Source organism: Pseudobdellovibrionaceae bacterium (assembly GCA_015163855.1).
GTDB lineage: Bacteria > Bdellovibrionota > Bdellovibrionia > Bdellovibrionales > UBA1609 > JAAOIH01.
In genome coordinates this window covers 21,596-33,483 of sequence record JAAOIK010000041.1, presented here as the reverse complement: position 1 = coordinate 33,483, position 11,888 = coordinate 21,596, and the positions used below count along the sequence as shown (strand labels likewise).

Annotated in this window: 10 protein-coding genes and 1 tRNA gene; 3 read left to right on the top strand and 8 right to left on the bottom strand. The window is 34.6% G+C overall.

Features of this window, described 5'->3' with window-relative positions; genetic code table 11:
* Positions 1 to 33: 33 nt before the first annotated feature.
* Positions 34 to 708: a hypothetical protein gene (locus HAW63_05235; protein ID MBE8163372.1), complete on the top strand. Its 675-nt coding sequence runs from the start codon at positions 34 to 36 to the stop codon at positions 706 to 708.
* Between the two features lie 84 nt (positions 709 to 792).
* On the opposite strand, the gene HAW63_05230 is transcribed toward HAW63_05235, so the two are convergent.
* From HAW63_05230 to HAW63_05215, 4 genes are all read right to left on the bottom strand, one after another.
* Positions 793 to 867, bottom strand: a tRNA-Gln gene (locus HAW63_05230).
* A 48-nt stretch (positions 868 to 915) separates the two neighbouring features.
* A complete protein-coding gene (locus HAW63_05225) occupies positions 916 to 2,091 on the bottom strand; it encodes a CpaF family protein (GenBank protein MBE8163371.1) in 1,176 nt (391 codons plus the stop codon).
* Between the two features lie 7 nt (positions 2,092 to 2,098).
* Positions 2,099 to 3,367: a type II and III secretion system protein gene (locus tag HAW63_05220; GenBank protein MBE8163370.1), complete on the bottom strand. Its 1,269-nt coding sequence runs from the start codon at positions 3,365 to 3,367 to the stop codon at positions 2,099 to 2,101.
* 121 nt (positions 3,368 to 3,488) lie between these two features.
* On the bottom strand, positions 3,489 to 4,544 hold the full coding sequence (locus HAW63_05215; GenBank protein MBE8163369.1) for a hybrid sensor histidine kinase/response regulator: 1,056 nt from the start codon (positions 4,542 to 4,544) through the stop codon (positions 3,489 to 3,491).
* Between the two features lie 346 nt (positions 4,545 to 4,890).
* Here HAW63_05215 and HAW63_05210 point away from each other — a divergent pair, with 346 nt between their 5' ends.
* Both HAW63_05210 and HAW63_05205 read left to right on the top strand, forming a co-directional pair.
* Positions 4,891 to 7,920, top strand: coding sequence for a hypothetical protein (locus tag HAW63_05210; GenBank protein MBE8163368.1), 3,030 nt, complete (start codon positions 4,891 to 4,893; stop codon positions 7,918 to 7,920).
* A 16-nt stretch (positions 7,921 to 7,936) separates the two neighbouring features.
* A complete protein-coding gene (locus HAW63_05205; GenBank protein MBE8163367.1) occupies positions 7,937 to 9,286 on the top strand; it encodes an amidohydrolase family protein in 1,350 nt (449 codons plus the stop codon).
* Here HAW63_05205 and HAW63_05200 read toward each other — a convergent pair.
* From HAW63_05200 to HAW63_05185, 4 genes are read right to left on the bottom strand one after another with little or no spacing between them, the layout of a single operon-like run.
* Complete coding sequence (locus HAW63_05200) at positions 9,283 to 10,419, bottom strand: hypothetical protein (GenBank protein ID MBE8163366.1); 1,137 nt, start codon at positions 10,417 to 10,419, stop codon at positions 9,283 to 9,285. The two genes, HAW63_05205 and HAW63_05200, sit on opposite strands and share 4 nt — an antisense overlap.
* A gap of 39 nt (positions 10,420 to 10,458) precedes the next feature.
* Entirely contained in the window at positions 10,459 to 11,001 is a 543-nt protein-coding gene (locus tag HAW63_05195) for a hypothetical protein (GenBank protein MBE8163365.1), read from the bottom strand.
* A gap of 31 nt (positions 11,002 to 11,032) precedes the next feature.
* The gene (locus tag HAW63_05190) at positions 11,033 to 11,203 is read right to left on the bottom strand and encodes a hypothetical protein (protein MBE8163364.1); all 171 of its coding nucleotides are present in this window, start codon (positions 11,201 to 11,203) and stop codon (positions 11,033 to 11,035) included.
* Between the two features lie 12 nt (positions 11,204 to 11,215).
* A complete protein-coding gene (locus HAW63_05185) occupies positions 11,216 to 11,887 on the bottom strand; it encodes a hypothetical protein (protein MBE8163363.1) in 672 nt (223 codons plus the stop codon).
* Position 11,888: the final 1 nt, after the last annotated feature.

The window sequence follows — 11,888 nt, the reverse complement described above, 5'->3', positions numbered from 1 at the left end:
TTAGGTAAGCAACACATTGTTTTAGTTCCTAAAATGGAATCTTCTTCTTTAGGAGAAGACCAAAAAGCGGAACAAGTGTTTGCTATTCATTTCAGTAAAGAAGCTAAAAATATGTTAAAAGACATTGGGATTGATGTTGCTATTTATGAAGCTAAGCATGGTGGTGCTAAAGGCATAAACACAGCTCAGTATGATAACAAATTAGGCGACGAATTTGGTCTAAATATCATATTAAGCAAGCAGCTGAACAAAAATCTTACCGCTTTCTTAGCATTAAGAAATGAAAAAGTGGGCGATAAGCGTAAAAACCAAATTACTGCTAGAGGGGTATATACTATTTCTCCTAACTTGCAAGTAAGTGGTCAGTATCAGATCAATGATTTTAAAGAGACTTCTGGTTTTAAATTTGGTTCTGAGTACAAATTGTCTCCAAGCTTAATGATTGGTTCTTCTTACCAAAGTAAAGAGGATAAAAAAGGAAGTGCGGATAAAGAAGCAGGAACAGAGTTCAAAGCTTACGGTGTTAAGAAAATGAGCGAAAACACATCTGTAGAAATCTACTGGTCTAGCAAAAAGCGTAACAGCTACAAAGGGCAGGTTACGAATCCTGGCTACGCTACCAACAACGCAAACCCCCCAACAATACTGGGTACAATACCTGAGAGAACAGAGAAGACTATTGGTATGCGATTTGATGTTAAGTTTTAATATTTACTATTAAAGTTTAAAGTCAAAACTAAGAAAGAGTCTCTATTATAGGGGCTCTTTCTTTTTTTTATTTTCAGGTTTTAGTGGATGGGATGGCAGGATTCGAACCTGCGAATGACAGAATCAAAATCTGTTGACTTACCACTTGTCGACATCCCAATATTTGACTGCATTTAGGTTAACAATAAGGTAGTGGTAAAATCAAGCTTATTTTAGATTAATTTTTTCTAATATAAAACCAATGCCATCTTCATAAGTTTTTATTTCGTAAATATTTTTCAGTTGCCTTTGTTTACCGCTTTTTTTTATTAAAATAACATAATTTAAACTCAGGCTAATGAGCTTTTGAATGCTGCTACTATTCCACTGCGGGGCTGCCATTTGTATAAGCATTTCTAACCGCCACAAAGCTTGATGAGCTTGATCGGCATGGAGGCTAGCCATACAGCCTTGATGCCCTGTAGAAAGCATCATTAAAAAATCTTTTGCTTCGTCAGAGCGAATTTCTCCTAAAATTAATCGGTCTGGCCTCATGCGCAAGCTTTGTTTTAGTAAATCGGTTTGACTATAATTGCTTAGCTGTTTTTGAGGATCATTGCGGGTTAATAGTTTTCCCGACAAAGCATTGGGAGAACTAATTTCATCAGTATCTTCTATACACAAAACTCTTTCTGTGTGTTCAACCTCTTGCAAAAGAGCATTTATTAAAGCGGTTTTTCCACTACTAGTAGGGCCAATAATTAAAAGGTTTTTTTTGGTTTTTACTAAATTTTGTAAATAGTCGCTTTCTTTTTTAGTGATACTACCTAGGTTTTTTAATTTTTTTAAAGTCCAATTTTCTTTGGCCTTTCTTCGTAAACTAATTAAAGTATTATTGTGTGCCAAAGGGGGTTGAATAATATGTAAGCGAAAATTTTTCCATTTACCATCAGAAAAAGGCTGTTCTAAATTAATTTGTTGCCCCGTTTCTAGCAACATTCTTTGAATAAACGATTGATAATTGTGTTCGGAAAAAAAAACATCTTGGTGTTTTATAATTTTTCCATCAAGTTCGTAATAAATTTCATTATAACCGTTACATAATATTTCTGTAATGCCTTCGTTACTTATTAAAGTGTGCAGAGGGCCATAAATTAAAAAATCCTGTAATAAACGCTCTTGCTCTTGCATGTTTAAGTCGCTTAAGTTTTTTTCTATTAACTGTTGCAACATTTTTTTATTATAAAGAGGGTTGTTAATATGATCTGTGCTGGCTAAATCGATGGACTGGTGTTGCCTTAAAAGATTTTCTAATTTTTTTGCAGCAGTAAGCAGGCAACCAGTTACCTTCAATGTGGGCATTGGCTTTTCTATAGGTAAAAAAGTAAGATTGGTATTGGGCATAATAGTATTACTTTAGGGTAGATTTAAAAAAAATAACTAACTCGGTTTTAGAATTTTTAAAATTCTTACTTTTAAACAAGTTTCCTAAAATAGGTAATTGACTAAGCCACGGCAAGCTGTCGCTATCATGACCTTGGTTATGTTTTAATAAACCAGACAAAGCAATATAGTGATTACTAGTGGTATTAATAACACTACTAATATGACTTTTTTTTATGGAAGGGATACCGTCTACAGTATTGGAGTTATCAATATCAGAAACCTCTATGCTTAAATGGTTTTCAATAATATTATTATAACCTCTATAAGCTTTAATTTTTAATGCAATTCCATAATGTTTCCAACTAGTGTGTTGCCTTTTTAATCCGGTAGTTTTTATGGGAAACTCTCCTCCTGCTAAAAATTTTGCTTCTGCTCCGCTTTTTACTAATAAATTAGGTTGAGCTAAAATTTGTCCTTGCCCCGAACTTTGCAACATTTTTAAGGCTAAGGGAAGGGAGTCTTTAGTGGCAAAAGCCGGCAAAAGTTGTGCTTGTATGGAGTTGCTCCACTGAAGCCCAATTTGTTTTTGAAAATTTTTATTAACCTCTGCGATTAAAACTTGAATTTGTATATTGGGTTCTAAATTTAAAGCCAAAGGGGTGAAAGCAATAGCTAGTCCCCATTTTTTAAAAATAGTATTCCACTGTTTTAAATATTTTTTGGTTTTTTTAGGAGCAAGCAGTTTAGGGTAAGGGTTTAATTGTATATTAGGGCAAGGTATAAAATCATTTTTACACAATTGTTTTAAGTGGGCTGTTATTTTTTTATGAAGGTCAAAATCGATGCGTGCTTGAAATTGATAACTGCTATTAGAGGTTAAATTAGCAATGGCTAGCCAATCACTAAGCCGATGTAGGCTTCCTGTAATATAAATTTGGCCATTTACTATTTGTACTTTTGGCCCCCAAAAATCTTTAATGGTCATTTTAATGCGTTGATAATAGTTATAATCACTAATGCTTACTACATTAAATATCCATTTTTTATTTTTTATTTGAAGGTAACTGGTCCCTTTCTTCTTTCCTGTAATTTTTAAAAATGTAGTAAAATCTTGCACGCGAATATACTTTCCCCCTTGCACACTAATTTGTGTGGTTTTAGGAGTTTTTATAGTAAAAGAGTGATTAGTGGCAATAATAATTTTTTTGGTAAAAGAAAGCGGTTTTGCATAAGCCAAAGAGTTGGGCATAAATAAAAAAAAATTTATTATTAATAAAGAAGTAAAATTTTTCATAAAAGAACAAAGGCAAAAAATAAGCCACAAAAACGAGAGATTTAGGCTTAGGTTAAAAAAATATTTCCGTAAATTTTCCGATACAGAAATTTTTTAAAAAATTTACCAAAAACTTACTTGCTTATAAATAAAAAGAAACCGTGGTAGAGGTATTAGAGTTAGTAAATTGTAGTTTAGACCCATGAACCTTTAACAAAGCCTGACAAAGGCTTAACCCCAAGCCAAAGCCTTGGCTGTGGTTCATACTATACTCATTTAAAACAAAGGGCTTTAATATATTTTCTATAACATTATCGGGAATCTTCCCCCCTGCATTAGCAATAGAAAATTGCACAGAGCCTAAATTTTTATCTTTTACAGAACTTACATGCAGCAAAATTTCACTATTTTCGGGGCCAAATTTTATGGCATTGTGTAAAAGGTGATCTAAAATTTGTTGTATGATTTTTATATCCACATGAATTGCTTGGTCACAAATTTTTAAATCTAAACTTTGATTTTTCTTTTTTAGCTTTTCTTGTAATTTTTCTAAAGGATTTTTTAGCAAAGCAGGAATATTAGTTTTATTTTTATTTAATGGTAGTTGACCTGTTTCTGCAGCTATAAAATTTAAACTTTCTGTAATTAATTTTTTTAATATACTTGTGCCAGCTTCTATATAGTTTACATATTTTTCTTGTTCTGTATTTAGCTTAGATACTTTTAATAAGGATATAAAATTAATAATATTAGTAAGAGGTGTTTTTAACTCATGATTAATAAGCATCATAAATTGTGTTTTTGCTTTGTCTAAGTCTTGTAAGTTAGTATAGGCTTGGCTTAGTTCTAAATCTTTTTGTTCAATAGTTATTTTTGCTTCAAATTGTTTTAAGGCTTTGTAAATTAAATTTTGTAATTCTGCGGTAGAGTAGTCTGGCTTTAAATAATGATAAATATACCCATGGTTAATGGCCTCAATTAAAGTGGTTTTTTCTGCGTTAGGTTGTGTTATTAAAATACGAATGCTGTCAGAAAGGTGTGTGGTTTTTATTTGTTTAAATACTTCGATACCTGTGGTGGTTTTTAAATCCATTTGACTGATAATTAATGAAAAGCTTGTGTTTTTAATTAGACTTAAGGCTTCTTTGTCAGACGAAGTGGTGCACACCTCAAAATCATTTGATAAAAGTTTTTTCATTTTTACTCTAGACGAAGCGCTAGGGTCTATATAAAGAATTTTATAACTCTTATTAAGAGGACTATAGGGGGAGTAGTTTTGTTTCTTCACTAATTAATTTATCGGCTCTATTTGTAATTATTTTGCTCAAAAAAATGGAAAAATTGTAAAAAATTGTCTAATACATAAGCAAAAGTCTAGTTTTGTTTATGTATTATTAGGCCTTACCGATAGGTTTAATAAGAAAGGCTATTTTTATAGGATATTTTTTTGTATTCTATTTAAAAGCCATAATAAAATGGCTAATGGAACAGTCGTTAATGGCTATAGTAGGCTAGCTTATTATAGTTCAAACAAGGGAAACATTATGAAGCAAGTATTCTGTTTTATGAAATTTATCAATATAAGTATATTAATATTTAGCATGAGCCTTTTGGGCGTGCCTGCTTATGCCACTTCTTATTATAGTGGATCTTCTACTTATGGAACGGGTATGCAGCCAGCAAGAAAAGCTTGTACAGAAAAAAGAATTATTAAAGACAGTCGATCGGTTATTAAAAAAAATCTGTCTAAGCAATATAAAGCGAAAGCAAAAGTTTTAAGCAAGGTAAAAAAACGCTTAAAGGGTTATTTAGATGCAGAAGCTTTACGCGAAATTATACAAGAAAAAATAGATCCAGGACACTTTAACCCCGCTTTATGTAATGTCGGTGTAAAAAAAGAGCTAGAAAATATTAATGCTAAACTTAAATCTGTAGAAAAAAATATTGCACAAACAAAAAAAGATTTAGCTCAAGCTAAGCAAAGCGCAGAAAACCCTGCTAAAACTGTAAAATCAATTACCGATTTAGAAGCAAAAATAAAAACGGCACGGGCTAACTTAAAAAAGGCGAGAAACGAGCCGATAGAAAAAGATCAGTCTTCAACGAAAACAAAATTTTTAAATAAAATTAAAGCAACGAAGGTAAAAGTTCTTAAAAAAATAGTTAGTGCATTAAAAGGCCAGCTTAAAACTTTTACTTTAGATGAAACTGCTATCCAAGCAAAACTAGAGGTACAAAAGCAGTCACGCAAACAAGCTAAGAAACGGAAGCAACAACTTTTTCAACGCACAAAAAGTATTTCAGAAAAACCACCTAGCCAAGCTATATGTGATGCTCAAACTGCAGAATCTTGTTATGCATCGGCATCAGAAGAGGGCTTTAATGACGAACTAAAATCTGGCGATAATAGTTCTGAAGACAGTGGGTGGGTATCGGGTTCATGGTTGTGCGATGAAGACAGCTATGATCAAGATGATATGTGTTATTCGCAAAACCGTGTTGATGCAAAAACTTCATCGGCTACGACGAGTAATGCTTGTACCGCTCCTAAAAAAGGAGTGGCTTATTTATGTTCTAACACCGCTTTATGGGGCAACAAAATTGCTAACGCAAAAAGTGTAGGTAAAAAAGCAGCAGCAGTAAAAGAATGTTCTAAATTATTAGCGCAACTGGATCACTTATCTGATGAAGTTACTGACTTAGAAGCCTTTCACAGAAGTGTGAAAAATGCAGACAATATTGAAGAATTAACCGGTGCTGTAGAGGCACATTGCGAAGATTGTTCCGTAGCGGCTGCCTCTGGAGGTGTAACACCCAGGGTTATTTACTATAGTCCAAGGGGGCAGGCTCAAGTACAAAAAAAACAAACCTCTCCTTGGTTACAAATAGGAGCTGGACTTTTAGGAGCATGGGGCGGTGCCAAGTTATTTAGTGCACTGGGAGACAAATCGGCTCAATATGCCACAGACAGTAATGAAGCTTTAGGCTACGAAACTGATGCGGGGCTTTTATCTCGGCAATCTAGTTTATTAGGAATACAAGGAGCCTTGATGGGCTATGGCATGGTAAACTCTGCCTTTTCTAATGCTGGTAGTCGTTCTTCTTCTGGCGGTTATGGTGCTAGAAACTCTGGATATTATTATCGCAACTATTATACTCCGGGAGCTTATGGAACCTTAGCAGGAAGTTCTCGTTACTCGGGTTCTTATGGTTGTGCGCAATCTATTGGTGGATTTCAAATTCAACCTGGTGGAAATTTTTTCTCTAATGGTGGGCCTGGTTCTAATGTTTATGGACAGCCTGTAGTTGGGGGGCCTTTTGGTTACCCTGCTCAAGTGTTTGGTCCTTCGGGAGGTTCTCCATTTCAAATGGGTGTGAATCCTTATGGTCAAATGATGTTAGGAGGAGCGGGGCTTGGTGGCCCAGGCTTCGGCGGCGGCGGATTTGGCGGTGGACCAGGATTTGGTGGCGGCGGTTTCGGCGGCGGTCCAGGATTTGGCGGCGGCGGATTTGGCGGCGGCCCAGGATTTGGTGGCGGCAGATTTGGCGGCCCAGGCGGCGGATTTGGTGGCGGCCCAGGATTTGGCGGTTTTCCAGGCGGCGGCTTCGGCGGTGGCCCAGGATTTGGTAATGGATTTGGTAATGGATTTGGCGGTGGACCAGGATTTGGTGGCCCAGGATTTGGCGGCGGCCCAGGGTTTGGCGGTTTTCCAGGCGGCGGCTTCGGCGGTGGCCCAGGATTTGGCGGCGGACTTGGTAACGGTTTCGGCGGCGGCCCAGGATTTGGCGGCGGACTTGGTAACGGCTTTGGCGGTGGACCAGGATTTGGCGGCGGATTTGGTAACGGCTTTGGCGGTGGACCAGGATTTGGTGGCGGACTTGGCAATGGATTTGGTGGACCAGGATTTGGCGGTTTTCCAGGCGGTGGCTTCGGCGGCGGCCCAGGATTTGGCGGCGGACTTGGTAATGGATTTGGCGGCGGCCCAGGATTTGGTGGCGGACTTGGTAACGGCTTCGGCGGTGGCCCAGGATTTGGCGGCAGACTTGGTAACGGTTTCGGCGGCGGCGGTTTCGGCGGTGGACGCCCAGGTTTCGGCGGCGGCGCTGGTTTTAATACAGGCGGTGCTAACTTAGCTCAACAATATCAATTACAATTAGCTCAACAGTATCAGCAAAATGTTAATTCATGGATTCAACAACAACAAAGCATTAACAGACAAAAACAAGACAGAGGCCAACAGATCTCTGGAGTGCAACAACAAATTTATCAATTGCAGTTACAGATGCAACAAATTGCCACAGCACCTTACAATACAGGTAATAGTAATTATGTTTCTGGCGGCGGTATCGGTGGCGGCATTAGCGTTGGCGGTGGCTATGGCGGTGGATATGGTGGTGGATTAACCATTGGCATTGGCGGTAACGGTGGCCGTAACTCTAGTGAGTGTGGAACTTATGCTAGTAATTTTCGAGCTTGTGACCAAGAAGTAAGAAACAAAGGCAACCGTGGTGACTTTGACAACAATAGCAACAAAGGAAGAAAAGGAAGAAACTCTCATCGAAGAAATCGTTAAATTTTAATCTGTAGCTTTGAAAAAAAAACAATCCCCCTTGGTTATTAAAGGGGTTTACGACAGTCATATTCATTTATTAGGAACTGGTTTACAGTGTAAAACTTTAAACCTTTTTCATCTAAAGTCTTCTAAAGAATTATTACAATTAAATATTAAAGATTCGCATTTTCGAGGTGAAGTTTTATTTGGTTTTGGTTGGCAAGATCATTTATGGAACAAAACTTTATGGAAAGATAATAAAAACACTTTATGGGGAGAAGAGAATTGCTCGTACGCTAGTATTTTAGACCAATACTTTACTGAGTACCCCGTATTTTTTGTTAGCTCAGACGGGCATAGTGCTTGGTTAAATAGCCTTGCTTTAAAAAAATTTTCTTGCCCCTCTTTAGGAGGGCTATTGCAGGATAACTTAAAGGCTAGTGTACAAGATCAGTTACCACCTTATAGTGAAAAACAAATGAGCGAAGCTATAATTGCTGCGCAAAATATTTTTAACACCGCAGGTTTTACCCATGTAAGAGATATGTCTTGCGACCCTCATTATTGGAATAGTTTATTAAACCAAGACTCTTTGCTAAGTTTAAGAATTGAACAAAATATGGGAGCCGAAAACCCTCAGCATTTTTCTAAAGCTTTACAGCTAGCTATATTAGCTCGCAAAGAACGCTTATTAAATATTAAAGTTTGCGGAGTTAAGGTGTATTATGATGGTTCTTTAGGGGCTAATACGGCATTACTACAATCTGCGTATTTAAATCATAAAAAAGAATTAGCATCACCAAAAGCCTTAATAGAACCTACTGACTTAAAAGAAATGTTAAAACAATCATGGATGTCTAACTTAGATTTTTCGGTACATGTTATTGGCAATAAAGCCTCCCAAGAAGTACTAGACATTGCCGAAGCCGTTATTAAAGAATTTACCCAAAAAGGGCTACCTATTAAAAAGTTAAATTTAGAACATGTGCAGTTGTTAAGTAAAAACAGCTTAAAAATATTGGCTCGGCATAAAAATATTATTTGCCACCTGCAGCCTTGCCATTTTTTAAGTGATAAAGCTTGGTTAAAAAATCAGTTATCTAAAGAAACTTTAAAGGAGTTGTTTTTGTGGAAAGATTTAGAAGATCAAAAACAGTTATTTTATTTTGGAAGTGATAGCCCTGTAGAACCTCCTAATATATTTTTAAATAACAAGGCTTTAACAGAGGCTCAAACTTGGGGTATTTTAAATGTTAGTAAACCGTGGTTATACTATCACACGCATCCTGATAAAAAGTGGGTGGGTGAGTCTTACACAAAAATAGATGAGGAAAATAAAAAAATTTTAGAAGTATGTTTTAATGGCAAGATTATTGTAAAAAATTAATCATCAAAACCTTCTTTATGGGTTCTGGGTTTTTGAATAAATTGAGAAGCTATAAATACAGAGGCAATAGCGGCTACAGCCATTAAAAACCACATTTGTTTTTTTGTAGTCTTAAATTCTTCTTTTTTCTTTTTTAAAGGAGCTAAACTTTGTTTTAAAAATAAAGAAAGAGGTGTTTTAGTTTTGGCTTCGGTTTCGGCTTTGGCTTCGGTTTTAGTTTTGGCTTCGGCTTTGGTTTTGGTTACCGAGTTAGTTGCAAAGTTAGCCGCTAATTTTTGACTGTTTTTAATACAAGTGTTTGTAAAAAAAATGGAATACAAAGGCTTACTATAATTTTTAAAATTTTCACAAGTTCCAGTAACCAAAGGGATTGGTATAAAGTCTTTAGAAGAAAAAGAAACATAATTCATTACTGTGGAGTATATTGCACTTTTGTTTGATAAAAGACTTACTCGAAAGGGTTGCGAGGCGGTTATGGGTATTTTGATATTGGGATTAATAGTAAATACTTTGCCATTAATTATAATTTTTTCATATTTCTGTAGTTTTAAATAATCGGTAATATAAAACCAATTTGTATTTGCATATAATTTTTTATATTTTTTTAAAAAAGGAGGATCAAAAACTTTAGGGTTAGGCTTTTTTTCGGGAGCAAAAGCAATAGCTTCTTTTAGTAAAGTTTGTTTTTTATATAAATTATTAGTAATTTGAGATAATCTTAAAAAAGAAAAGTAAATCCAATTTTTTTGCTGCGCTGTCCAGTCGTTATTCCACTTTTGTTTTACAATAGTAGTAAATTGTTTTTTAGCTAATTCCATTTTTCCTTGAAAATAAAAATCTTGTGCCGTTTTAAATTGATTTTTTAGCACCTTGGTATTTAGCTGTTGATTTTTTAAGTATTCGTTAATAAACGAGTGGTAAGATTGAGAAAAATGCAAAAAGCTTTGGTAATTTTCTTCTAAGGCAGAATTAGCTAAAATTAAAGGTTTAGTATTTTCACCTATGTTTTTTTTTGCAGCCAAAGAGTAGGGGATAGTTAAAAAGTTAATATGTATAACTAAAAGCACTTGCAAAATGACCATAAAGTATGGTGGTTTGGATTTATATTTTTTATTAAAAATTTTACTATACATTAAAATCACCTTTGGTTAGTTATTATTTATTATTAAGTATTAATCTTCAATAAAAATTTTATTTTTTTTAATAATAGGTTTAGTATTAAAGCGAGTGGTCTTGCTTCTTGCTTTTTCGCTTTGTATTACAGCAATTAAGGGAGCTGTATGGGCTAAAATTAATGAAGATTTATTTTCTGGAGCTAATACAGCAAATTGGTTGGGGTTTTTAGGGCTTCTGATTATTCGTATAGATGACACAATGGGCTTTTTGTTTTCTCCCATTAAGCTAGAGTACAAACTAACCCACCCCCATTTTCCAATTAAGCCATTAAGGCTTTCTGTATTAAGCAATGTAATGGGAATAAGCACAAAGCCTTCGGGGATAAAAGTGCTCATATTCCACGATTTTTTGGTATTTTTTGGTTGGGATAACAATTTTTGGTTTTGACCTTTTTGAAAAAACAATAAAGAGCATAAAGAAAAAAGAAAGGCTAAAGATAATTGTTTTTTTAAGCTCATTTGTGCTAGCTGCTCTAAATACTTAGCACCATGATTTTTGTATTGTAATAATACGCTTATTATTTTTTTTACTTTACACATAATTTTTAACCTCTTTTAAATAATTAAGTTATTATTTTTTTTCATAAATACTATGCTGGTATTTTTTCTTTAATTGATAAGCATTTTTTATTCCTTTAACACTTAAAAGTATTAAAGTGATTAAGCTAATAAGGCTTATTAATGTTTCGATTAATATTTGCCCCCTTTGCTTTTTATAAGGTGTAAAATTGTACTTTTTCATTGGTATTTTACTTTAGTATTGCCATAGGGTTAATTCTATTTTCTTTTTTTTCATTAAAGTTGCAGAGCATTTTATTTTAAATAATTGGCTATTGGGCAAAAGGCTTTGCAACAAAGGAGGCAATAAATTTTTTATATTTAAATAAAAAAAAGTGTAACTGCCTTGAGCATAACTAAAGGCAGGCATAAGGTAGTAGCTAGGACTAAAAGACAGAAGGGGCTTAGGGTAAACGGCTAAGCCCACTTGTTTATAAGAATAATCTTTTATGTTATTTTTATCAAAAGCTTGGTTTAAGCGTTTTTTTAATTGTTTTTTTGCCTTATTAGATAGTTTTATAGCCGAATATAAAATATTTTTTTGTTTAGTAAATAAAACCAATTGTTTTGCTAAAACAAAAGCTAAAAAACTTTGCGCTGTGGCAATAATTGGAGGAATCATGCTTAGTTTAGCTATTTTTAAAGACTGCTTTGCATGCTTAAGTTGAATACGCATTTTTTTAGCTTTTAAATTAAGTTGTAAAAGCCGAGCTATTTTTTTTTGCAACTGTTTTTGATGAGCCAAATGATACCTTTGGCAAATGTATTGCGCTTTTTGCTTGTAGTAAATAATTTGACTGCTTACATTAAAGCCTAGGCATAAGCTTAATAGTACTGGAAAAAAAGATAAAAATAATACAATACCCATA

What these genes read in the sequence shown, in the direction of transcription:
- HAW63_05235 (MBE8163372.1), top strand. Translation starts at nt 34, where the DNA reads ATGGAATCTTCTTCTTTAGGAGAAGACCAAAAAGCGGAACAAGTGTTT.
- HAW63_05225 (MBE8163371.1), bottom strand. Translation starts at nt 2,091, where the DNA reads ATGCCCAATACCAATCTTACTTTTTTACCTATAGAAAAGCCAATGCCC.
- HAW63_05220 (MBE8163370.1), bottom strand. Translation starts at nt 3,367, where the DNA reads ATGAAAAATTTTACTTCTTTATTAATAATAAATTTTTTTTTATTTATG.
- HAW63_05215 (MBE8163369.1), bottom strand. Translation starts at nt 4,544, where the DNA reads ATGAAAAAACTTTTATCAAATGATTTTGAGGTGTGCACCACTTCGTCT.
- HAW63_05210 (MBE8163368.1), top strand. Translation starts at nt 4,891, where the DNA reads ATGAAGCAAGTATTCTGTTTTATGAAATTTATCAATATAAGTATATTA.
- HAW63_05200 (MBE8163366.1), bottom strand. Translation starts at nt 10,419, where the DNA reads ATGTATAGTAAAATTTTTAATAAAAAATATAAATCCAAACCACCATAC.
- HAW63_05195 (MBE8163365.1), bottom strand. Translation starts at nt 11,001, where the DNA reads ATGTGTAAAGTAAAAAAAATAATAAGCGTATTATTACAATACAAAAAT.
- HAW63_05190 (MBE8163364.1), bottom strand. Translation starts at nt 11,203, where the DNA reads ATGAAAAAGTACAATTTTACACCTTATAAAAAGCAAAGGGGGCAAATA.
- HAW63_05185 (MBE8163363.1), bottom strand. Translation starts at nt 11,887, where the DNA reads ATGGGTATTGTATTATTTTTATCTTTTTTTCCAGTACTATTAAGCTTA.